The organism is Lewinellaceae bacterium (genome assembly GCA_020636135.1).
Classification (GTDB): Bacteria; Bacteroidota; Bacteroidia; order Chitinophagales; family Saprospiraceae; genus JAGQXC01.
The window spans coordinates 620542-644825 of the sequence record JACJYK010000001.1 but is presented as its reverse complement, the minus strand read 5'-3'; the positions used below and the strand labels follow the sequence as shown (position 1 = coordinate 644825).

The 24284-nt window shown below is 50.4% G+C and carries 22 protein-coding genes and 1 riboswitch; of the genes, 5 read left to right on the top strand and 17 right to left on the bottom strand.

The features are described 5' to 3' along the window. Positions 1-149: 149 nt before the first annotated feature. From H6570_02410 to H6570_02395, 4 genes are all read right to left on the bottom strand, one after another. A complete protein-coding gene (locus H6570_02410; GenBank protein ID MCB9318107.1) occupies positions 150-1202 on the bottom strand; it encodes a family 43 glycosylhydrolase in 1053 nt (350 codons plus the stop codon). Positions 1203-1207: 5 nt separating this feature from the next. Then, positions 1208-2548: a serine hydrolase gene (locus tag H6570_02405; protein ID MCB9318106.1), complete on the bottom strand. Its 1341-nt coding sequence runs from the start codon at positions 2546-2548 to the stop codon at positions 1208-1210. A 112-nt stretch (positions 2549-2660) separates the two neighbouring features. Then, positions 2661-3221, bottom strand: coding sequence for a hypothetical protein (locus H6570_02400; GenBank protein MCB9318105.1), 561 nt, complete (start codon positions 3219-3221; stop codon positions 2661-2663). Between the two features lie 8 nt (positions 3222-3229). Then, the gene (locus H6570_02395) at positions 3230-4213 is read right to left on the bottom strand and encodes a nucleoside hydrolase (GenBank protein ID MCB9318104.1); all 984 of its coding nucleotides are present in this window, start codon (positions 4211-4213) and stop codon (positions 3230-3232) included. A gap of 94 nt (positions 4214-4307) precedes the next feature. On the opposite strand from H6570_02395, the gene H6570_02390 reads away from it, so the two are divergent. Further along, entirely contained in the window at positions 4308-5213 is a 906-nt protein-coding gene (locus tag H6570_02390; protein MCB9318103.1) for a gluconolaconase, read from the top strand. A gap of 72 nt (positions 5214-5285) precedes the next feature. Here the strand turns inward: H6570_02390 and H6570_02385 are convergent, their stop codons facing one another. The 3 genes from H6570_02385 to map form a co-directional block, all read right to left on the bottom strand. Next, positions 5286-6260 (bottom strand): sugar phosphate isomerase/epimerase, encoded by a 975-nt coding sequence (locus H6570_02385; protein MCB9318102.1) that lies wholly within the window; start codon positions 6258-6260, stop codon positions 5286-5288. Positions 6261-6343: 83 nt separating this feature from the next. Then, entirely contained in the window at positions 6344-6874 is a 531-nt protein-coding gene (locus tag H6570_02380; protein ID MCB9318101.1) for a DinB family protein, read from the bottom strand. After that, entirely contained in the window at positions 6871-7632 is a 762-nt protein-coding gene (gene map / locus H6570_02375) for a type I methionyl aminopeptidase (GenBank protein MCB9318100.1), read from the bottom strand. Before map ends, H6570_02380 begins: the two co-directional genes overlap by 4 nt. A gap of 121 nt (positions 7633-7753) precedes the next feature. Here map and H6570_02370 point away from each other — a divergent pair, with 121 nt between their 5' ends. The 3 genes from H6570_02370 (at position 7754) to H6570_02360 (ending at position 12723) form a co-directional block, all read left to right on the top strand. Further along, a complete protein-coding gene (locus tag H6570_02370) occupies positions 7754-9454 on the top strand; it encodes a glycoside hydrolase family 9 protein (GenBank protein ID MCB9318099.1) in 1701 nt (566 codons plus the stop codon). A gap of 68 nt (positions 9455-9522) precedes the next feature. Then, positions 9523-9726, top strand: a riboswitch (cobalamin riboswitch). Positions 9727-9850: 124 nt separating this feature from the next. Further along, positions 9851-11755, top strand: a complete 1905-nt coding sequence (locus tag H6570_02365) for a TonB-dependent receptor plug domain-containing protein (GenBank protein ID MCB9318098.1) — start codon at positions 9851-9853, stop codon at positions 11753-11755. Next, complete coding sequence (locus H6570_02360) at positions 11755-12723, top strand: DUF4465 domain-containing protein (protein MCB9318097.1); 969 nt, start codon at positions 11755-11757, stop codon at positions 12721-12723. The genes H6570_02365 and H6570_02360 overlap by 1 nt, the downstream gene beginning before the upstream one ends. 56 nt (positions 12724-12779) lie before the next feature. Here the strand turns inward: H6570_02360 and H6570_02355 are convergent, their stop codons facing one another. The 9 genes from H6570_02355 to tnpA form a co-directional block, all read right to left on the bottom strand. Continuing rightward, positions 12780-14069 (bottom strand): glutamate-5-semialdehyde dehydrogenase, encoded by a 1290-nt coding sequence (locus tag H6570_02355; protein MCB9318096.1) that lies wholly within the window; start codon positions 14067-14069, stop codon positions 12780-12782. Between the two features lie 88 nt (positions 14070-14157). Next, entirely contained in the window at positions 14158-15216 is a 1059-nt protein-coding gene (gene proB / locus H6570_02350) for a glutamate 5-kinase (protein ID MCB9318095.1), read from the bottom strand. A 91-nt stretch (positions 15217-15307) separates the two neighbouring features. Then, positions 15308-16021, bottom strand: coding sequence for a peptidase (locus H6570_02345; protein MCB9318094.1), 714 nt, complete (start codon positions 16019-16021; stop codon positions 15308-15310). Further along, a complete protein-coding gene (locus H6570_02340) occupies positions 16018-16878 on the bottom strand; it encodes a transglutaminase family protein (GenBank protein ID MCB9318093.1) in 861 nt (286 codons plus the stop codon). The genes H6570_02345 and H6570_02340 overlap by 4 nt, the downstream gene beginning before the upstream one ends. Positions 16879-16882: 4 nt before the next feature. After that, positions 16883-17818 carry an alpha-E domain-containing protein gene (locus H6570_02335; protein ID MCB9318092.1) on the bottom strand — a complete coding sequence of 312 codons (936 nt, stop codon included), beginning with the start codon at positions 17816-17818 and terminating at the stop codon, positions 16883-16885. 36 nt (positions 17819-17854) lie between these two features. Further along, on the bottom strand, positions 17855-19324 hold the full coding sequence (locus tag H6570_02330) for a circularly permuted type 2 ATP-grasp protein (protein ID MCB9318091.1): 1470 nt from the start codon (positions 19322-19324) through the stop codon (positions 17855-17857). Between the two features lie 248 nt (positions 19325-19572). Further along, entirely contained in the window at positions 19573-21024 is a 1452-nt protein-coding gene (locus tag H6570_02325) for an amidohydrolase (GenBank protein ID MCB9318090.1), read from the bottom strand. 390 nt (positions 21025-21414) lie between these two features. After that, complete coding sequence (locus tag H6570_02320; protein ID MCB9318089.1) at positions 21415-21582, bottom strand: hypothetical protein; 168 nt, start codon at positions 21580-21582, stop codon at positions 21415-21417. Between the two features lie 521 nt (positions 21583-22103). Beyond that, positions 22104-22532, bottom strand: coding sequence for an IS200/IS605 family transposase (tnpA, locus tag H6570_02315; GenBank protein MCB9318088.1), 429 nt, complete (start codon positions 22530-22532; stop codon positions 22104-22106). Between the two features lie 407 nt (positions 22533-22939). Between tnpA and H6570_02310 the strand changes: the two genes are divergently transcribed. Next, positions 22940-23488: a DUF1697 domain-containing protein gene (locus H6570_02310; GenBank protein ID MCB9318087.1), complete on the top strand. Its 549-nt coding sequence runs from the start codon at positions 22940-22942 to the stop codon at positions 23486-23488. Here H6570_02310 and H6570_02305 read toward each other — a convergent pair. Continuing rightward, positions 23483-24163 (bottom strand): hypothetical protein, encoded by a 681-nt coding sequence (locus H6570_02305; protein MCB9318086.1) that lies wholly within the window; start codon positions 24161-24163, stop codon positions 23483-23485. The two genes, H6570_02310 and H6570_02305, sit on opposite strands and share 6 nt — an antisense overlap. Between the last annotated feature and the right edge of the window lie 121 nt (positions 24164-24284).

The following is a 24284-nucleotide window of genomic DNA, read 5'->3' as shown; positions in this document are numbered from 1 at the left end:
CTCTTTACTTTTAACTCTTGCCTTTACCAAGACTTTCAAGTGACCCAGGTTTCGACTCCACCCTCCTTGACAGGGCTCGATTCTACCTTAGAGAAATATGGCATAACGTAGATTTCTGTGGATAAAGAATTTAAGGGTACATCATAAACTTACCAGTGCAATGGGATCTGCACATTAAAGGTGTTCCAGTCCCTGTTCCGCTGAGGATCGGCATAGCTGGCCGCACAAAACAACACGCCCTGCCGGCGTTCCGGGTCCAGCCACAGCTGCGGACGTTCCAGATGCTGGAGGCTGTCTACACCTCCATCCGCCCAGGTGATGCGTAGCGGCATCGCCAGGGAATGCGCCGCCGGATGCCAGGATTTACCATCCGGGGAAGTGAAGAGCGCCAACGATTTCTCGCCGGTAAACTCACCGTACATATCCTTCACCAATGCATAAAAACGCCCGTCCTGCACCCACAGATAGGGGTCCTCGCCGGTGCCTTCCGTAAAGACAGGCTGGTGGGCAATGGTAAAGGGACCGGTGGGTGAAGGTGCGGTGGCCATGGCATGGATCGTCGTAAATACCTTGCCGTATTCCTTTTCCGACCCTTCCGGGCGGGTCTTAAACAGCATATAATATTGCCCATCAGGGCCTTCAGCCACCGAAGGATTTACCACGTAGCCATGAGCTGCTTTACCGGGCTGCAAGTCCAGCACGGGCTTATCCAGCCGCTGCCAGGGTCCGGATGGGTCGTCCGCTATGGCCACGCCAATACGCTGGGTATAGATGCGGTTATGCCAGGCATCCATACCCAGATCCTGGTATTGATTGGATATGTAATACAAATAATATTTGCCGTCAAATGCCTTGATATGGGGATTATGGGCGGCGGTAGCATCCCAGTAATCATCGCCCCTCCCGGTAAGCACCGTCTCCTGATAATGGTAGGGCCCCGTGGGGTTATCGGCGGTGGCGAGAGCAATTTCCGAGAATTCCAGCCAGCCCCGAAAGCCTTTGTTGCGGGGCCATCGGGCATAAAACAGATAACATCTCCCGTCGGACCCACGCACCATCGAACCGCCCCAGGTGTACCAGGCCGAATCCATGAGGATACCATCACGTGGTACCGGCTGAACCCAGCTGGAAAAATCCAATTCATCCGGGCCGGTTACGCGGCAAGCCGCGAGCGCCAGGAGAACCAATAGAGGTATCGCCACCCGCATTATTTGGTACGCGGTGCATTCTGTGCAGCGCCCCCCTGATGCAAGATCAGCTCCGTTACCTTCCCTTCCTTGCGGACAAACTCAAGCTGGGCTTCCACTTCTTTGATGAAGAACAAATCCGGTTTGGTGGCATATAACTGCAAAGCAGCCTGATTGGTCGCCTGCGCCATCAGCTTATCATTCTGAATGAAGATGGTGATGATAAAACCCGGAGCTAATGTATACTCACCTACATAATCCTGCATCGTTTGAGCCGAAATTTCAATGACCGGCTTGGCCAGCGACTTGCCCAGGGTCAGACCGGCGATCTTGTCCGCCAGAGCCCCCGGTGCAAAACAATTGCAATTGGACAGGATCACCACATACAGATCCTGGTCCGGGAAATATTTGCTCTGGGTCAGAAAGCCATGGATGCCGCCGCTGTGTTCGATGGTCCTTTCATCCCACTTATTGCCAATAAACCAGCCGTAACCATAGTTCGTCTTACTTCCGTCTGTCAGCGTATAGGGTGTGTGAGCCATTTTGCGACTCGCTGCAGAGATCACCTGATCCGAGAAAACAGCATGGTTCCAGATGGCCAGGTCACCGGTCGTCGAAAGCAGGGACCCGGCTGCGTAAGGCTGCGTCATACTCAGGAATGGAGCATTGATCAGTTTGTCGCCCTGTTTAGCATACCCCGGGATGCGATTGGGGATGATCGGGCTGTTGGAACCGTAGAAGGTATGCGTCATCCCCAGGGGCTCCCAGAATTGGGTCCGCAGGTATTCTTCATAGGTCATCCCACTTACCTTTTCGATGATGGCGCCGAGCATAAAATAGCCGGTGTTGTTGTATTTAAACCGGGACCCAGGCTCAAAATCCAGGGTGTCGCGCTTAAATTCCTGGATCAATTCATCGGGGGTAAAATCTTTCCTATGCACTTCCGGTGTCCACTCCGGCAGATCCGTGTAGCTGGGGATACCGGACGTATGGGTCAGCAGGTGCTCGATGGTAATGGTGTGCCCTTCGGTCGGGTAGCCCGGAAAATATTTGTGAATATCGTCCTGGATGTTCAGTTTTCCCTGCTCTGCCAGACGGAGGATAGCACTCGACGTGAACTGTTTCGTCACCGACCCCAAGCGGAATACATCATCCGTGTGCATTGGAATCTGTAGCTCCACATTAGCCCACCCATAGGCACCGTCGAAACGTGTCTGGCCATGCTGGGTTACCAAAACGGTGATTCCGGTCGGCTGGTCAAAATCTGGCTTGATCAGCGAATCGATCCGGTCAGCCAGTTGCTGGCCTGACAATAAAAAGTGGGTAACCAGGAGGAAGAACATTGGAAGAAGCCTTTTCATTGATGCTTATTTAGATGACCAATTTATTGATTAGAAATCGCCACACGATGCCCTTTGTATCAAAATTAGATATAGACCTCCATTTATCGGCTTAAAGACCGGTCCTTCCCGTTCAAAAAAACCAGCCCAGCTTGATGGATGCCTCCGGATTCAGAAATGGTATCCGGTAATTGCCCGCGGAGAATGCCACATCCCCGGGTCCGGTGACCTTAAAATGCATGCCTGCCCAGGGGCTGATATAAAAATGATATCTCAATGGAAAATGATATCCCAGCGATCCATGCACCAGGTGTAGCCGGTAGTCTGCACTTATGCCATCACGAGCAGACCGGATCGACGCATCCCAGCGGACTAATCCGCCACCCAGCCACCAGCCCTTTGAAAAAGTGGACAAATTATAATCCAGCACGATCGCATAGGCTTTGATCACATTATCCGTAAAGCCATCCGCCAGCAGAAAATCCGGCTTGGTCGCCTTGACATGCAGCAAGCGGGTTTTCCAATGGCCTCTACCCAGCCAGACACCGGCAAAATAACCTCCTGTGGCATAGGGGACCACATCCTGCTCGATACCCACGTGAAATTTGGCATCAGCCTGTCCTGTGACTACCTGTTGGAGTCCTATCCATAGTAACAGCAAATGAAAATACCTTATCCAATGCGGTCCCTGCATTTCCGAAATTATGGAACCGATGAAAACAAGTCCTGAATGATGCTGTCGCGGGCAAAATCTTCCCACACGCCGATGTGACGGGGATTTTCCGGTTGATCCACCCAATTGCCATCGACCAATCTGGGTGCAGGGATAAAATGCAGATGTGCCCAGGATGGGTTCTTGACAATGGCAACTGCCGCCAGATCAAACAACGCCCGTGAAGGCGGATCACCGTACATTTCGGCATGATCAAACAGGTTCACGGAATAATCCCCAAACGTGTTAAATGTTCCTCCGTGTCGACCGGTAACCGGAGTTTCCATTTGCGGTCCTTTTCCTCCGAGGTGCTGTAAAATCTCCTCCCGTGTCACCTTGACGGCATCTGTGCCTGAAGGTTTGCCGTACCGAACCGTCACGATTTCAAAGGGAAGGTCTGTTTTAAGCAAGAAGGATAGTGCAGCCGTATCATTGACCTGGTTGTATTCTCCTGGTTCCGGGTAATTGGATCCCAGCCAGACCAGGCGAAAACGGGAGACAATGTCGGGCGCTTTTTGAACGGCCAGGGCAATATTGGTCAGTTTACCTACGGCAATCACCACCATCGAGTCCGTATTCCGGATCTCATTAATAATAAATTCCACCGCTTCATGACCATCGTAATCCGGTGCATCGAGGTGGGATCTGATCTTCAAAAATCCGGAGTCCGCTCCCATCAACAAGGGCATGGTTGCAGGAGCTGCACACAGGTCCATGATCCTCCGCGCTTCATCGTATTGTTGTTGGATCGTGCTGCCATTAAAGGTTGAATTCACGGAAATACCACGAATATCAAATGTCTGGTCGTTAAACAAGAGATAAGCCAGTGCATGCTGGTCATCCAGCTCATTGTTGGCATCCGTATCGAAAAGGACCGGAATACGTTTCACCGAAGTGCTCTGAACTTCACCTGACGGTTGCTGACAGGCAAACCCTGACAATAAAAGAGCTCCAACAATTATCCAATGATTCATCTCATTACCAGTTTGAGTAAAAATTACGAAACCCTCGTCAACATCCGCCCCACCCCGCTTGTTTTTCTGTCAAATTCATCAAATCATTACCTTCATGCGATCCTTACGATTATTATCCATACCGGGAATCCTGGCTTCCCTCTTGATTGGTTGTACGAACAATAAGCCTGAAAAATCGACACCGCTTCCTCCGGATACCAAAGAGACCATTATCCTGACTCCGGCCTGGAAGTCGGACACCTTATTAACAACCTCGGAAAGTGTTCTCTACGACGAAACGTACAATATTCTGTATGTAGCCTGCATCGGCAAAGTGCCGACAGATGCCAGGGACGGGGATGGCTTCATAGCGAAAGTCGGGCTGGACGGAAAGATCATCGATCGTAAATGGGTTACCGATCTGAACGGCCCCAAAGGCATGGGTCTTTATGGCGAGTATCTATACGTAGCGGATATTTCCCGGATCGTTAAAATTGATATTCTGTCCGGTAAGATACTGGCTACTTATGAAGTACCGGGAGCGACCTTTCTCAATGACATCGCTGTAGATCAAAATGGCCGGGTGTATGTCAGTGACACGAATACCAACACCATCTATTCCCTCGAGGGCGAAGATGTTACCCTCTTCCTGCAGGATACCCTGCTGGGTGGCCCGAATGGCTTGTTGGTAGAAGGAGACAAATTGCTGGTAGCCGGATTTGACATCGGACAAGTATTTACGGTAGACCTGACTACTAAAAGGGTTAATCCGGTTCTGGATGAACTGCCCGGAGGCGATGGCATCGCTCCTTTTGGGGACAATCTGCTGATCTCAAACTGGAATGGCGAGATCTATGCAGTCACCAACGACTGGCAGAAAGAAAAGGTATTGGACATCAAGAACCTGGATATCAACGCTGCGGATATAACCACCATCCCGGCCATGAACCTGGTTCTGGTACCCACTTTTTATGGCAATAACGTGGATGCCTACCGCATTCAGACCCAGTCCGATCAATAGCACGGAAGCCTGGCAGGGTATCAATTACCGGGAGGGTTTCACAGCATATCCATCAATACCGTATGGTAGCCTTTACATCCCCAATCCTTTCAGATAAGTAAGGCTCCGCTGGATGGATTCCATCACCGGACGTTCCGGAGACTGGTCTTGTTCGATAAATCCATAGGGTACATGGGCAGCATGGGCGGCCGTCAGGACCTGTTTGAAATCAATGATTCCATCACCCATGGCCTGAAATGCGCCGGGGTCAACATTCATCGTATCGGTATCCAGAGGAGTACCTGCTTTGAGGTCTTTCAGGTGCATCATGATGACCCGGTCGGAATATTTGGTGATCATGGCAGCTGGGTCATTGCCGCTGATGGTAGCCCAGAAAAGATCCAGTTCCAGTTTTACCAGATTGGGATCCATGATTTTCATCATTTCCACAAAAGGTGTGGTACCGTCGGTGGGTTTAAATTCGAATGAATGGTTATGGTAATACAACTGTACGCCGGAGGCTTTGCTTTTCTCGCCGGCTTTATTGGCCATTTCGGCAATGTGCTTGTAGTCGTCCAGTGAGGTACGGTCCCAGGGGAAAAGGAATGCGATTCCTGCATATTTCACGCCATTGGAAGCACAATCTTCAATCATTTGATCGAAGGAATAGTTTTCCGGAGGTGTCATACCACCTTCTGCGGGCCCCCAGTTTCCGGTGATCAGTCCGGGTAAAAAATGGGTGCTGATGACTTCCATACCCAGGTCTTTCACCTTGGGCACATAGGTTTTCAAAGCCGTGGCATCGTAAAATTCGAGCTGTTTTATGCCCATATTCGCCAATTGCTGCAGGGTGCCATCCGGGTCCTTGGCAAACAATTCCCGGACGGTATAAAGCTGAAGTCCGGGATGACTGGCATAGGGCGGATCTGCCATATCCTCCTCCATCGCATGATCCGCCTGGGTTTGGCCGTCATTTGATTTACAGCTGACCAGGGACCACATGGGTATTGATAATGCGGCAGCGGTGGATAACCGGATGAATTCCTTACGGTTTATAGATTTCGTCATGATGTTATACTTTTTGTTGAAAGTAATAAATCCGGACGATCTTACACCCCGGGCACCCTATCAAATGTCTTTCTTCTTATTGATTAAACCCACTTCCCAGCATAATCCAGGGCGACCCCGGTCATGGCATGCAGGTAATCGTATTTCAATCGAGTGATCTGCCGGATGTGGAGATAATCATGTGCCAGCCAGTTGGTAAAAAACAACCGTGCTGACCGTATGCCGGCGGTTGGGTGAACATGTTCATGATGCCAGGGAGGATCCTGCAGTGATTGCAGCCAGTCCACCGACCGTTTACGTTCTGCTAAAAAGGAATTCAAGACAACCTCAAAGTCCTGGTCCCCATAATGCCGGGATTGAACCCAACCTACCGGATCGATTGCAGGCAAGGTTTGATCGGGATCTTCCAGTACCATCTGTACACGGATGCGGAAATCTTCCTTTTCCTCATCGCGCAAATGACAGATGATCTCCAGCAAGTTCCACTTATCAGGCCCCGGACGCCAGGTCTGCATCTCATGCGGTACACCACTCAACAAGTTACGGAATACCTGACGGTTACGATCCAGTTCTTCAATAATGCGTAGTGCGTGGTGAAAACTGTGCGTGATCATGCGATTCCATTATTCAGGGTTAAAATGACCGGAGCTCCATCGGTCACCACAATGGTATGTTCGTGCTGGGCAACATAGCTGCCGTCCATGGTAGCCAACGTCCAGCCGTCATGTAACTCCTCCACGACCTTTGCCTTGGTTGATATGAACGTTTCGATGGCCACTGTGGTGTTTTTCTTAAAGCGCTGACGGTTAAAGCGGTCAAAATAATTGGGGATCTCGCGAGGCTCTTCGTGCAGTTTACGGCCGATCCCATGGCCCGTAAGGTTGCAGATGGTGGCAAACCCCATTTTACGGGCCTGCTGTTCGATGTACTTTCCGGTTTCCGAGATTTTCTGCCCGGCACGGATCCGGTAGATGGCGCCCATCAGGATGGTCTGCGATGCGGCAACCAGTGGGGATAACCCCTTATGATCAACACCCAAAATGAATGATGCCCCATTGTCCCCGTAATAACCATCCTTTTCGGCCGATACGTCGATGTTAATCAAATCACCTTCCTGCAGGATCACTGCCGAAGAAGGTATTCCGTGTGCGACCTGATGATTCACACTGATACAGGTGGCTCCGGGAAAGTGATAATCTTTGGTGGGGGCAGATCTTGCCCCCTGATCTTTAAGCAGACGGGAACCCAAATCATCCAATTCCTTGGTACTCATCCCGGGCTTCGCCAGGGCTTTCATCTGCTGCAGGGTATCCGCTACAATGCGGGCGATTGCAGCCATACCTTCCCAGTCTCGTGGTGTCTGTAGGGACATGTTTTTTTCAATTAACACCAGATTCCGGAGGTCGGTTGATCAGAAAGGGGTATTTCCAGATGATTTGCATAACTTTCAGTTCATACCCGAGCTATCTCCGGATAAACACATGCGAGTGATCATGAAAAGTTATCTCCAACTAACCTTCCTAATTCTGGCGCTTCAGCCGTTCTGTACAACAGCTCAAAACGAACAACTTAATGATCCGTATCGTCTGAATCAGATCGGCTACTTACCTGAAAATGTGAAGCGCGCCGTTGTCACTGCAAAGGCCGGGGAGAAATTCTCGTTAAGAGATGACCAGGACAAAGAGGTCTTTTCAGGCACTCTTTCGCCAGGGCCTATGAGCGGGTTGTCCGGAGAAGTGCTGAGCTATGCCGATTTTTCCGCATTTACCACTACCGGCTCTTTCCGGCTCTTTGTGGAAGGGCTGGGTTATTCACCTGTTTTCCAGATCGCACAAAGCGTATTTGATCCTGCCCTGAAAGCAGCAACCAAAGGTTTTTACTACCTTCGGATGTCTACCCCATTGGCAGCCAGTCATGCCGGCAAATGGTCACGACGCGCGGCGCATCCGGACACAACATTGATATTTGATCCCTCTTCTGGCCATGCGGACGGTCAATATGCATCACCCGGCGGCTGGTATGATGCCGGCGACTACAATAAATACACCCTTAATGGTGCCTTCTCTGCAGGCATTATGCTCGCGCTCGCTGAAGAATACCCGGATCTGCTGGCAGATGGCACCCTGGACATTCCGGAGTCACAAAATAACAGAAACGATCTGCTCGATGAATTGCGGTACGAGCTTGATTGGCTAAGCACCATGCAGGATACCGACGGAGGCTGTTTTCACAAAATTACGACGAAACGATTCGAAGGATTTGTCATGCCCGACAAAGCTATCAGTCAACGGTATGTCGTAGGCAAAGGAACCGGTGCAACCTTAAATTTTGCTGCATGCATGGCTCAGGCTTACCGCATCTACCTGAGTGTCGATCCTGCATTTGCCAATCAATGTCTGGCAGTGGCTAAAAAGGCTTGGGAATGGGATCACAAGCACCCGGATGTTGTATTTCGAAACCCGGCCGATGTCTCCACCGGGGAATACGGTGACCGCGACTTTGCCGACGAACGTTACTGGGCTGCTGCTGAATTGTGGTTAGCTACCCGTGATCCTTTGTATCTTGAGGTTATCAGTACCCGTAAAAATCCAATTACCTACCGCTATGGCGCCAACTGGCAATGGTTTCAGGGCGACCTGGGCACCTTCAGTCTCCTGCGTAACAGCCAGGGATTACCTGCGGATATGGCAAGCAGGATGCAAAACGCTCTTACTGCAAAGGCTGACGAGCTGCTGCACTCCATGGACACACTGGATTACCGCCAGCCACTGAGTACATTTCACTGGGGCTCCAACAGTGATGAATTGGATGCAGCCATGATTCTGGCGGAAGCATACCGGCTGACCAAAAATAAGGCCTATCTCAATGGAGTCATTGAGATTAACGATTACATCTTTGGAAAGAATGCTACAGGTTATTCATTCCTTACGGGATCCGGAACCAAGCCGCCCATGCATATCCATCACCGTCAGAGTGGAGCCGATGCCGTTATCGATCCGGTACCCGGTTTGCTCGCCGGCGGACCCAACCAGTTTCTCCAGGATACCCGCAGTGGAGCCGTCTATCCGGCTAAGGCGGCGCCCATGCAATGTTATGTGGACCAGCAGCCCAGTTATGCATCAAATGAAATATGCATCAACTGGAATGCTCCCCTGGTTTATGTCCTGGGATTTCTGGTGGCCAATTCCCGGTAATTGAGATCGTCCGGATAATTATAAATGTTAATGTGTCTCATGCGGGATGCACATATGTGCACGCAGACTTATTTTGCATGCTCATTGGTGGCATCACCACATATCCGTGGTGAGCCTGAAAAGGGAATCCGGTGAAAATCCGGAGCAGTCCCCGCTGCTGTAAGTTCCTTCATTGCCGACGGCAATCAGACCACTGTTCCACATCTAAGCGGAATGGGAAGGTGCCGGAGGTGGAACGAGCCAGAAGACCTGCCAATATGATCTATTAATTCATTAGGCTTTCGGAGGAAAAGCCGGGAATCCATCGGTTAACCAGGTATTCAAGTCCTGACTTCTTCCGACAACTCCATTCCCTGCCTTCCTCAGATACGTCGCAAGGAACTAACAATCTGCTGGATGACCAGGTGGATCGCTCTTATTCTGATGTTAACCCTGATGCAGGAATCCCCTGCACAGCAACTGTCTCCGGCGGATACCATCCAACAGCTGCCCGAGGCGGTGATCGTGAGTACGTCCCTCCGTGATGGCTTGCCGGGATCTCATCAGGAAGTTTGGAATTTACGCCGTCTGACCGGGACTACCCATCGCGCATTGAGTGATTTTCTTACAGAACAGGGAGGAGTGTATGTTAAAAATTATGGAACCGGGAATACCGCCACCACTTCCATCCGGGGAGGCAGTGCCGGCCATACCCGTGTCTTGTGGAATGGTCTCCCACTGGAACAACCCATGTTGGGCCAAATGGATTTTTCATTGCTCCCACTGGCCTTTTCCGACGAGATCCGCATCCAGTACGGAGGCAATTCCGCCGGATGGGGCTCCGGAGCCGTGAGTGGCGTTGTCCAGGTCAATAACGTACCCGATTTCGAAGACCACAGCCTTCATCTAAACCTCGAACAGGGCAGCTTTGGCTCCTGGCAGGGAAATGTAACTTCAGGCTACGGATCACAGCAATGGCTGGGGCGCACCCGCATCTACTGGCAACAAGCCAATAATAACTTCCCGTACCGGATCCGGCCGGATCTGCCATCAAGAACCCTGGAACATGCATTTACCCGGCAATCAGGGGCTTATCAGGAAGGCCATTTTCAGCTGAAAAACCAACAACTGTTATCCGTCTATGCCTGGTACCAGCAGGCCGACCGGGAAATTCCGCCCACCACACAACAATCTACCAGTGAGGCAAAGCAGCAGGATCAGGCCCTGCGGACGGCAGTCCATTGGACGAAATGGAGCAGTAAAATGGCATGGCACGCACGCGCCGGTGTCTACCGTGAGTCCCTGAACTACGACGATCCGCGTGCCAGCGAGTTCAGTGACAGTCACTTTTGGACTATTCTTGGTGAAGGAACCTGGCAATGGCACCTCGATCCCAGCCAGCGCATTGAAACAGGAATAACAGAAACCTGGCAGCAGGCGCTAGCCAATGTCTATGGTAAACCAAAGCACCAATGGAGGTTGTCACCTTTCATCGGATACCGGTACCGGATTCGTGATTTTGAGGCACAGGGACTCCTTCGCGAAGAGCTGGTGGATGGCCGGCTTATTGCCACCACCCCTTCACTGGCTTTTCACTGGCGACCCCGTGAAAGTGTACAGGTTTACTGGCAGGGTGCCAGAAACTACCGTTTGCCCACATTAAATGATCTGTATTGGCAGCCGGGAGGTAATCCGGACCTCCTGCCCGAGTCCGGGTGGGGTCAGGAGCTTTCCCTAAGCCTGAAAAATAAAAATGCCTGTCTCCAATGGAGCAGCAGCGTTACTGCCTATACCCGCCAGATCAGGAACTGGATCCTCTGGAGTCCGCTACCCGGGCAATTCATCTGGTCTCCTCAGAACTTAACCCGGGTCTGGAGCCGCGGCCTGGAATTACGGGGCAAAATAACAAGGAACCACCCACATATCCGGTGGACCGTTGAAGCCGGCTACGATCTGGTCCACTCGACCAATCAGGTTGCTCAAACAAAACCGCTGTTGCCGGTGGGATCACAGCTGGTTTATGTGCCCAGGCATCAGGCCTTTGCTTCCTTTCAAGGGCAGTGGCGTAACCTGGAGGTACAATACCGCCAGCACTATACCAGTCAGGTCAGCACCCTGAATGCCGGTGAACTGAGTGGTTATTCGCTGGGGAATCTATTACTGGACTACCGGCTTAAAACAGGAAGCACACAAATCACCTCATTCTTGCGCGTGAACAACCTATGGAATGTCACCTATCGCAGCGTCGAATACCGGCCTATGCCCGGGCGCAATTATGCCCTTGGGATTCACCTTGAATTGAACTCAAAAAAAATTGAATAATGAAATCACCATCAACCGCTTTAATCTGTATTGTTTTTCTTATTTCCGCCCATTTGTCTGCACAGGACACGATTGGTTTTGAGTCTTTTAACCTGCCACTGGACACCTTTTTGAATCAATCTGCGGGCCAGTTTGAGAGTGGCAGCGTTACCATTCCCAACACCTACGACCCAACCTTTGGGAGCTGGAGCGGCTGGGCCATCTCCACCATACGCGACACCCTGACTTCCGGCTACATCAACCAATACAGCTGCATTGCCGGCTCCGGAGCCCGGCACTCCACACACTATGCCATTGCTTACAACTACGGTAGCAGTGTGATCCGCTTAAAAGACAACGCAGTTGGTGCTTCCATCTCCGGATTCTGGGTTAACAACACTACGTATGCTTACCTGAGCATGCGAGACGGTGATGCTTTCAGCAAACGCTTTGGTGGTGAGACGGGTGAAGATCCGGACTATCTCCGTCTGACGATACGCGTCTTCCGGAATGGCAACTTAAGCAGTGACAGCCTCGATTTTTACCTCGCTGATTACCGGTTTGACGATCCCATGTCGGATTACCTGGTCAAAGACTGGACCTATATCGACCTACTCGGCCTGGGCAAGGCCGACAGTGTACATATCACTATGGCATCATCGGATGTGGGCATCTACGGGATCAATACCCCAACTTATTTTGCAATTGATGATGTAGTAGTCACCTCGGAGCCGTTGTCCCGTGTGGAAGTACAGATTTACCCGTTAACCATCTTCCCCAATCCGGCCCGGGACCGGATAACTATCCGGGGGTTGGAAGAAGGCAATAAGGAAGTACAGGTGTTTGACCTGATGGGAAAGGAATACCTGTGTGAACGTACTGGATCGGATCAATACACACTGGATGTACGTAATCTGCCGGCAGGCATGTATGTGCTCAGGCAGAATGTGCCGACCGGAGAACGAGTCGGTCAATTTATCAAACGGTAATGGTTGATGGTGAAGGATGAGCCGGAATGAAATTCATGGATGTGGATTGCAGAATCCTATGGTCTGATCTGGCCATTACCGCGCACCACCCATTTATAACTGGTCAGTTCCGGCAAAGCCATCGGTCCACGGGCATGTAGTTTTTGCGTACTGATACCTATCTCTGCGCCCATACCAAACTCGGCACCATCGGTGAAGGCTGTGGACGCATTAGCATAGACAACCGCAGCATCCACGCTGGTCAGAAAGCGTTCGATGGTTTCTGCATTTTCTGCAACGATGGTTTCACTGTGTTTTGAACTGTAGCGGTGTATGTGATCCAGGGCTTCCTCCATAGAATCTACTGTCTTCACAGCCATTCGCATGGAAAGAAATTCTATGCCAAAGTGTTCCGGGTCAGCGTGGTGCAGCAGGGACGGATTGTAATCACCAACCAATGCCTGATAAGCCAGAGGGTCAGCAAAAATCTCCAGGTTAAAATCAATATCCAGTCCTTTAAGTATTTCCGGAAGGTCGTCCAACCAGTCGCGGTGGAGCAGGACACAATCCAGTGCATTGCACACACTGACGCGTCTGGTCTTGGAATTGCGGATAATAGCCTGGGCTTTTTCCAGGTCGGCCGTGCGATCTACGTAAACATGGACAATCCCGGCGCCGGTTTCGATGACCGGCACTCTGCTTTTCTGTCTTACGTAGTCGATCAGTCCCTGACTTCCCCGTGGTATGATGGCATCCAGGTAATCATCGGCTTCCAGGATGGGTTGCAGTGCTTCCCGTTCGCTCGGTGCCAGATAAACCAGATCGGGATGAATGCCATGAGCTGCAAGGACTTGCCGGATTAAGGTAACAATAAAAGTATTGGAATCATGTGCATCCCTGCTTCCCTTCAGGACGCATGCATTTCCGGATTTAAAGCACAGGGTAAATACATCAAAAGTCACATTCGGCCGGGACTCGAAGACGATTCCCAGGAGACCGATGGGTACAGAAATCTTTTGAACTTCGAGACCATTGGGTAGTTTCCGGGCCTCCAGGATCCTGCCCAGAGGGGTAGGCAATTGGGCTACATTACGGATATCGCGAGCAATATTCCGGATACGCTCCGGATTTAACAACAACCGGTCGTACTTTGGGTCGTCGGGATCCATGCGTTCCAGATCCTTCGCATTATTCTCAAGTAATCGTGGTATGTTCAGCTCCGTCTGATCAGCCAGGTCCATCAACACGGCCTGCACCTGCTCTTCGCTCAAATGAATACGTGAACGGGCGGCTTGTTTTACCTTTTCCAGAGCATCCTGAATTTCCTGCCTGAGGATCAAATGACCAGATTCTGATTGTTGATGCATGAGTTCAAAGATAAGTATCAGGCATTTGGAAAATCGTATTCCGAAAACAGAATCTACCAACTACCGATTACTGAATACCGACTACTGACTAGTAAATAAACATATAATCGTAATGGATTGCTGCCTTATGTCCCTGCTGTCCCAGGCATTGCTGCAATGCTGCGGCATCATAACTGCTCACCCCTACTCCGATCTCTTTGCCTGCGGCATTGCAGATGGTCACCAGATCACCGGTTTTAAACTCGCCTTCAATGCTTGTGACCCCTACCGGTAACAGACTGGCAATCCGGTGCGGGTCCTGGAGGATGACCTGAGCTCCATCATTGATGGTCATTGCATAACCCCGGGGAGCCTGAAAAGCCAACCAACGCTTGAGACTTCGTTGCCGGCGTTTCGCTTCAAACCGGGTGTGCGGGATAACACCCTGAATCAGGTCCGCCAATACGTCAGGCCTTTTGCCGTTAGCCATCAGGACGGGGATACCCAACCGTGCAATGCGCTGACAGATCCGCAGCTTGGTCAGCATGCCACCCCGGCCAAATGTAGACTTCCCAGGTGTCACATGACCCCACACGGCTTCATCGTCCGCATCGATGACCGGAATAACCGCCCCGGTTTGCTGGTTCAGGACACCGTCGACGCTGGAGAGGATGATGAGCAAATCTGCCTGGACCAATGCAGCGACCAGTCCGGCCAGTTCGTCATTATCGGTAAACATCAGCTCGGTGATGGAGATGACATCGTTTTCATTGATGACTGGGATGACCGGCTGCTGGCAGAGCGCAAGCAGGCACGCCGCCATATTGTGGGCATGATCGCGGTCCCGGAAGTCTTCTTTGGTAGCCAGCACCTGAGCCGCATGCAGATCCCGGGGAGCCAGAGCCTGCTGATATTTTTCCATCAGAGCAATCTGGCCGATAGCAGCGTATACCTGTCGCTGCACCACCGGATCGGCTCCGGTACGCAGGGTGAGCTGGTCTTTACCGGCACCAACAGCTCCGCTGGATACCAGTAAGACTTCATGGCCTTCTTTCTTGAGGGTTGCCATCTGTTCTGACAACTGGACAATAGTTTCCTGATCGAGCCGTCCCCGGGCGTCGGTCAGCACATTGGTCCCTACCTTGATGAGGATACGTTGTTTATTCATGGATGCGATCTCAAAATAGCGGGTACTAAGTTAGCTATTCGGTAGATACACTGTGATGAACCCAAATCAGGCAGTACTATTAAATTCCGGGCTAGCCCAAACCATTGATCCAATCATCCGGCACCTCATGCACAGCCTCGGTCAGTTTCTGTCCCCAGAAATTTGAGATGGAACGCAGGTCTTCCTCCTCAAACCGGCGAACCTTGATCTCATTCCCATTTTTTGGATAAATGAGAACATCCAGCGGGTAGCCCACATCATTCGCAGAGACCCGGGTGGAATCAAACGAAAGAAATCCCGTCTTCAGGGCGTATTTGATGCTTGAATCGTAGCGTAAGGTGCGTCGCAATACCGGGGTGCCGTATCCGGAATTGCCGATGATGGTAAACGGATAACCTTTGGCTATTTCAATCCAATTTCCTTCGGGATACAGCAGGTACAGCTTATGTTCATCGTCATGGGGAAACTGACCTCCGACGATGGTGTGGATGTTGAACTGCAATCCACTCTCCGAAAGTGCCGTCTTGTCTTCCTGAGCCACCCGTTTCACCTGCTCACCGAATGCGTTGACGGCCTGGTACAGCTTGGAGAATTCATCCACTTTTTCGTCCAGGATCTCACTGAAATAAGTCAGTGATTTGTCCCGCACCGAGCGTAAACCGGATGTCATAATGAAAAGCTTACGCTCGTCGTGCTGAAATACTTTATATTTTTCTGCCGTACTGGTTTCATTGCCGGAGGTGATCCGGGTATCCGCCATCCCAACAATTCCTGCTTTCAATTTGATGCCTAAACAATAGGTCATTGCTGTAAATTTTGCATTTCCAATTCGCGAACATGAACTTCATATTCGGTGCGGTTTTTTCCGGCAGACCGGACGACACCTTTCAATGTCTGGCATTCGTCGAGGTCCACCCCATGGGCTATTTTGATGTAATGTACATCTTCCAGAAGATTATTGGTAGGGTCAAAACCCGTCCATCCATTACCCGGAATATACGCCTCGATCCAGGCATGGATGGCAGCACTGCCTTTATGCCCCTGCCCCGGATTTAAATACCCGGTCACATACCGGCAAGGGATACGGTTTTCCCGCAGTATTCCAAGCATCAAATGGGCAAAGTCCTGACAAACTCCACGATGGTCCTGGAGCACATCTGCAACCTTATTGTGGACCGAAGCATGGCGTGTATCGTATTCCATACAAGCAAACACAAATCCATTGACCCGCAGACAAAAATCAAACAGTTGCTCGGTGGATTCCCAGACCGGATGGGCCCAATCCGCAGGCAACCGGGTAAAATGCGTCTGTTCCAGGTATTCGTAATGATCCACTTTGAATTCATGAGACAGCAACAACGCTTGTTCCTCATCCAGCCGGTAAGGGTAATAATTAAAGGGGTTGACCAACAACTTATCGATGCGCGTATTCATATGTATTTCAAACGTCCCGGTGTTTGCAGCGAGCCGGCAACGCAGGGTTCGAAAACCATGGACATTGGTCGAGTAGTGCGCGGTGCATGCAGGTTCCAGCTCATACGTTCTGCTGATAACACGCTGGTTATCATTTTCGAAAGGAAATATGAGGTATTCGAGAAAAGCTTCAAAAAAGGGTTGCTCGTAGTGATTTATTGCATGGTAATCAATGGCAAATTCCGGCATGTCCCTAAGTAAAATACTTTTTAACAATCAGGTCACTAATTAAGTATATTTTGGACAATGTATCTTCCAGGAATTTCTCCAGGTCGTCTTCGATATCGGAAAATTCTACATACTCCAGGGGTGAGATCATCTTGCCGACCTGAAATGCAATATCTTTTTGGGTGATCATCCGGTCCGATTGAATTTTTTCCAAACTTAGTTTAAGTTTGAGTAAGCTGCGCACGACCGATTTCGGGAAATACGGATTGAACAACAAAAAGTCAACCGTAGCGTGCCGTTCGGGCCAGTTGGAATAATACTTATGACACATATCCTTGGCCTCCACGCAATCCAACAGGATGTTGTATTGTTGAGCCTCCATGTATTGCCCGAGTTTCAGCTTTTTTAATTCTTCAATATCGTTCAGTTTGCTGATCATGATACGTACGATCTGGGCAGAGCGTTCGATGAGCAATCCCATATGAATGAATTGCCAGCTGATATCATGCATCAGGGTAAACATGATCCTTCCCCGGACATTCGCACAGTGCTGCATGACGTGGGTGGTAAAATCAAACAATCCTCGTGTCTTCAAAACATCCACCGGATAGCCGGAGACGAAGATGTAAAAATTATTGATCGCCTCCCAGAGCTCCTTGGACAGGCTCTCCCGGGCACTGCGGGCATTTTCACGGCAGGCATAGAGTGAAGAGATGATCGAGACCGGGTTCTTGTCGTCCAGTGCCGCCGTGACCAATACTTCCTCTTCATTGATATCCTGATCTTCTACCGCCGGCATGCCGGTCATGTCAATGATCGACTTAATAGCGATCAAATGTTGCCGGGGTTCCGGGCTGTCAAGAGACCCAAAATATTCCACATTAATGTATCGGGCCAGATGATCGGTCCTTTCCAGGTACCGTCCCATCCAGTACAAATGATTGGCTACGCGAGATAACATGCATTGTTTTTTTATCCGGAGTTCAAATTATTCCATTCAGTCGTTCACGATCCAGGTGTCCTTCGAACCTCCCCCCTGGGATGAGTTCACAATCAGGCTGCCCTCTTTAAGCGCAACCCGGGACAATCCGCCACTCAGGACATACTGAACATCCTTTCCCTTCAGCGTAAAGGTGCGAAGATCTATATGGCGCGGTTCGAATTGATTTTTCTGTTCAATAAAGGTGGCATGCAGCGACAATGCCATGATGGGCTGGGCGATGTATTCCCGGGGTGATGCCAGGATGAGTTCTTTCTGTTTTTCCAATTCTTCACGAGAGGCATTTTGACCTATGAACACCCCGTACCCACCGGATTGATCCACGGGTTTTACGACCAGTTCGGGCAAGTGCTCCAGGACATACTGACGATCCTTTTCCTCGCCACAGCGCATGGTCGGCACATTCTGAAGAATCGGCTCCTGATCAAGGTAATAGCGGATGATCTCAGGGACATAGGTATAGACTGCCTTGTCGTCAGCTACTCCGGTACCGGGAGCATTGACCAGCGTGACATTGCCCTTGCGATAGGCACTCATGATGCCCGGGACGCCAAGCACTGAATCCGACCGGAATACCAATGGATCCATAAAATCATCATCAATACGCCGGTATACCACATCAACTTTCTCGGGTCCGAATACCGTATTCATATAGACAAAATCGTTGTCGACGTAAAGGTCCCGTCCTTCAACCAACTCCACACCCATGCTCTGTGCCAGAAAGGAATGCTCGTAATAAGCCGAATTGTAAACACCGGGCGTCAGTAATACGCAGACCGGCTCATCTACGCCTGCCGGGCATACCGACTGGAGCACTTCCAGCAGCACCGAGGGGTAGTTCATGACCGATGCCACGTTAAACTGCTTGAAGAGCTGGGAAAAAGTCTTCTTCATAGCTTCGCGGTTGGCCAGCACGTAGCTCACCCCGCTGGGGCAGCGCAGGTTATCCTCCAGAATATAATATTCTCCATCAGCATGGCGGATCAGGTCCGTTCCGGAGATGTGACAGTAGGTACTGCCGGGAGGGGTAAACCCTTCCATGAATTTACACAGGTGGCTGGACGAATGAATCAGCTCAACCGGGATAATATTGTCTTTCAGGATCTTCTTCCCATTGTAGAGATCATGCAAAAAGAGATCCATAGCCTGAGCCCGCTGCAACATACCACGTTCGATCACATCCCATTCATGCTGATGGATGATACGCGGCAGGAGATCAAAGGGGAATATTCGTTCAATGCCACGCGGATTCTGGTTGTAGGTGGCGAAGGTGATCCCCTGGCTCAGAAATGATTTTTTTGCAAATTCATTCAGCTGCCGGTATTCGTCCGGGGACAATGCACTGAACGCTCCGATTACATCCGAATAGACAGGCTTGATGCTTTGATTACGGGCAAAAACTTCATCAAACTGGCCGGAACGGGTTAAATAATTCTGAAACAGAACAGAGTCATGAATAGGATCCATGGAGCTAAAGATTAATTATGAGAGAATAGCTAATCAACCGACCTTCCGCCTGCCTTTCCAGGGAACGGAGTGGATCAGATTTTACATGCTTATCTTACTAGCTCAGGATATCCGGAGAATATAGAAGCTTAATGTATTAATTCTTTCGGAATAATGCCTGCTCTCGCCTAAGGAGAATAATTTCCCGACCGGATTATTTCCCAGTACAGATCAAAATGGACAGGAAGGATAAGGTTAACCCTATGACCTCAATCGTTGCCCAGTTTCATGTAGTCCAGAGGAGGTTCGCGGTCTCCGATCAGTGATTCGTATTTGAAATCCTTGCCGCGACGTTCTTCCAGTTCATTTTTTGCTTTCACCAGCACTTCGGGATGCGTAAACAGATCCATGGCTGAGAGGGTCAGCGTCTTTGCAGCCACCAGCATACCTTTTGGCCCTATGGTAGTCCCGCCGGCAGCGACGGCTTGCCAGCTGTGAGCAATGGTTCCGGGCACCCAGGTAGCAGCACCCATACTTGCAGTGGGTACAACCCAGCTGATATCTCCGACATCGGTGGAAGCATAACCGCCTTTCTCCACCACCTTAAATGGTTCGACCTCCATGGCAGATTCCGGTGTCAGCTTTTCGGAAGGATAGGACTTCATGATTTCCAGGGCGAAATTGCGTTCCTCTTCGTTGTATTTCACCCCTCCGACCTGCTCCAGATTGTCGTGCATCATAGACGCCAGTGTGGCGTTGGGCATGACGTTAAAATAGCCATTGATGTATTCATAATCCACTTTGGTATCGGTCCCCATGGCGGCACCTTCTGCGGCACGTATGATGCGCTGGATCATATCCTTCAGTTCATTCATATCCGGGTGGCGGATGATGTAATAAACTTCAGCCTCTGCCGGAACGATGTTCGGCGCTTTAGCACCATTGGTAATGGCATAATGGATCCGTGATTCCGGGGTGACATGCTCCCGGAGCATGTTGACCATAACATCCATTGCTTCCACACCATCCAGGGCACTGTGCCCCCTCCAAGGTCCGGCAGCAGCATGGGCGGCAACACCATGGAAACGGAATTTCATACCTACTGCTGCCAGGGTCGCACTTGCATTAGCGGCATTCTGGCTACTTGGATGCCAGGTGAGTACAGCATCCACATCGTTAAAAAGGCCTTCCCGAACCATAAATACTTTCCCGCCTCCGCCTTCTTCAGCGGGTGTCCCATAGAGACGGATGGTACCTGATGTGCCGGTCTTCTGCAGCCACTCCTTCACCTGAATGGCAGCAGCTACCGCGCCAGTGCCAAAGAGGTGATGGCCACAGGCATGACCAGCCGGCTGTCCTTCGATCGGGTCCTGGGTAGGCACGGCCTGCTGGGCCATGTCAGCCAGGGCGTCAAATTCAGCCAGGAAGGCAATGACCGGTTTCCCGGAGCCATAGCTGGCGATAAAGGATGTTGGCATGCCGGCAACGCCCTGCTCGACGTGAAATCCTGCATCCGTCAATGTCTTCTGCAACAGGGCGGTACTCTGATCTTCCTGAAAACCCAGTTCTGCAAATCCCCAGATTTGGTGAGCGATTGCACCATAGTGATCCAGCTGGGCATCCAATGCTTTGATGGCTTGTTTTTTGTCCGCATCCAGGGACTGGCTGAAGAGTGGTGTGATTCCGAGGGTTAGTACGACAATCCAAAGTCCTTTTCTCATTCTATTCTTTTTCTCGATTAAAGGTCTAAAGTAATACTTGGCTGATAAAAACGGTATAAGAATTATGTTTTCGTAAGTTCTGTTCGTTTCTGGGCTAAAGCCCCGTGCAGTGTTTTGAGGTTTAGCCCCGCCTTAAAAGGCGGGGTTGTGGAGCACCGCTGTCTCTGGGAGGGTGATCCTGTACTGACACACACCTAAACCGGTTTTTTAAACAACCTGCTTCGTGAGTCCGGGCTTTTTAGCCAGGCATCAGTGTGTTTTAACCCCGGGCTTCAGCCCGGGGTAGTACGCCGTCTCCACTTATGGGCTTTAGCCCAAACACAACGGACCTTCAGGCCTTCCAATACTGGGCTGAAGCCCTTGTATCGTATTTTGAGGTTTCACCCCGCCTTAAAAGGCGGGGTTGTCTAGTACAGATGCATCAAAGAGGATGATCCTCTCCCTGGCACGCACCTTGACCAGTTTTTTAAACAACCTGCTTCGTGAGTCCGGGCTTTTTAGCCAGGCATCAGGGTACCTTAACTCCGGGCTTCCGCCCGGGGTAGTACGCCGTCTCAACCCATGGGCTTTAGCCCAAACACAACGGACCTTCAGGTTCAAATACTGGGCTGAAGCCCTTGTATCGTTTTTTAGGTTTCACCCCGCCTTAAAAGACGGGGTTGTGGAGCACCGCTGTCTCTGGGAGGGTGATCCTGTACTGACACACACCTTAACCGGTTTTTTAAACAACCTGCTTCGTGAGTCCGGGCTTTTTAGACAGGCATCAGGGTACCTTAACTCCGGGCTTCAGCCCGGGGTAGTACGCCGTCTCAACCCATGGGCTTTAACCCAAACACAAGGGACCTTCAGGCCTTCTAATACTGGGCTAAAGCAATAGCGGCGTGTTTTGAGGTTTAGCCCCGCCTTAAAAGGCGGGGTTGTGGAGTACCGCTGTCTCTGGGAGGGTGATCCTCCTGACACGCACCTTAACCGGTTTTTTAAACAGTCTGGTTCGTGAGTCCGGGCTTTTTAGCAAGGCATCAGGGTACCTTATCTCCGGGCTTCAGCCCGGGGTGGTACGCCGTCTCCACTTATGGGCTTTAGCCCCCAGATTCTTTGAACATGTCCAAAAACATCTGATACTCTTCTTGAAAACTTACCCTGGTATGATGATTCTGTTGATCATCCACATAACGTCGCACTGCTGTAATCACGGAAGGGCTTATTGAACCGGCGAAGTATCCTTCATTCCAGGAAAATCGTTTTTTGAAATAACCTTGTTGGTTTATCCAATGGGAGGATTCACCTTTGAGTAGTTGTACGATCTTGCCTATACTCTTTTCCGGATGCAACCATAGCAACACGTGAAGGTGGTCCCGGTGTCCATTCACCCGATCAATGGCTATGCCATTTTCCTTTGCATACCCCCGGATGTGTTCCAAAATGGGAAAGAGTACGTCAGGTTGAAGAATTGGTTCCCGGTTTTTTGTGGTCCAAACGGTGTGGATGAATATTTTGACAAAGGCCATAGCAGTAGATTGGATAGTAAGTTAATAAAAAAGTAAGTTTCAATTACGGGGCTAAAGCCCTAGTATCCTGTTTTGTGCATTCACCCCGCCTTAAAAGGCGGGGTTGTCAAGTACAGATGCATCAAAGAGGGTGATCCTCTCCCTGGCATGCACCTTGACCAGTTTTTTAAACAACCTGCTTGGTGAGTCCGGGCTTTCTAGCCAGGCATCAGGGTACCTTAACTCCGGGCTTCAGCCCGGGGTAGTACGTCGTCTCCACTTATGGGCTTTAGCCCTGAAGTGGTTACACAAGTGCAACTTTCCCGATACCTAGGTAAACGATACTTCTTCCAGGTAAGTCCAGGCAACAATGCTAATCCCGGGAATCCCTTCCAGAAGCCTTATCTTCGGAATTAAAAGAACTTAGTATGCACACCTACATCACTCTGCTGCGTGGAATCAATGTCGGAGGCAATAAGAAGATAAAAATGGAAGACCTCCGTCAATATTGTGAATCCATCGGCGCCCGGGACGTCGCCACTTATATTCAAAGCGGCAACATCGTCTTCCGGCATCCCCAAAGCGACCTCCGGGAGATCGCCCAATCTATCACCCGGGAGATCGAAAAGAGATCCGGATTTTCAGCATGGGTCGTCGTGTTCCCCCTGGACTACTGGCAAAAAGTGATCGAAGAATTCCCATTTAACCACATCGAAGACCTGAATCCCAGCCGGACCCTGCTGGTATTTTATGAGCAGCCATTGACCCCAGAACACCAGCAGATCATGCATTCCATCGACTTAAAGAATGACCTCTATGAAGTCAGGGAAAAAGTCGCCTACATCTACTGTACAGACGGCATATCCAACTCTCCGCTCGCCGACGCAACCTTACAGAAAAAGATCAAGGTGGAAAATACCAGCCGAAACTGGAGAACAGTACTGAAACTGGATGAAATGGCGTGCCAGATTTCATGAAGCACTCATCCAGCGGATGAAGTCCAATGCCGGCAATAAGGTCTTTCCTTCAAAATGAGGAATATCCGCCAGGCGCTTCTCATAAGCGCGCACCAGGTGCTCATCCATCATCAAAAATTTATCGATCGTCCGCATCATTTTAAAATAAGTATCTACCGGGATCACCGAGGGCACATTACGTGCATCCAGTTTGATCATGCATCGACGAAAAAGTTCTAGCTCTGGGTAGACATAAAGGTCCGGGTAGCGCAAAGCAAGATAAAGTCCCGGCATCCGCTCATCACCATGGTAGTGGTCCAGCAAGTCTGGCAAATCCCTGCGGTGGCTGTCCAAGAGCTGATCGCAGTGAAAACTAAAACGGCTCACCCGGCCGATGACGTCACGCTTTTCATCAAATAAGTCCCGGAACATCACGCGCACGATTTCTTTGTCCTTCGCGATGAATGCAGCCAGGGCTTCCTTGGGATAATAGTCCACCCCTTTCCAAAGCCTCCGGCTTATCCGGCTCTCCAGGCTCCGGTCGTACATCGCTGCGAAATCCAAAACTTCCAGATCCCAGTTCTCCTGAAAGTTACGGGTCACCTCCCACAACAATTCGTCCATTAATTCCGGTTTCTGATCTATCGCCTCCCGAAATTTCAGTTGGAAGTGGTCAAACGTCTTCTTATTGAACATGCTACTGAATTAACAGGCTAAAGATCCGGGAAGAAAATCAATGGCGACCCAATTCGATGAACAAATTTACGGCTATGAATGGCCATCCGGCTCTTCCTTGTATCCCAGGTCATTAACCAAT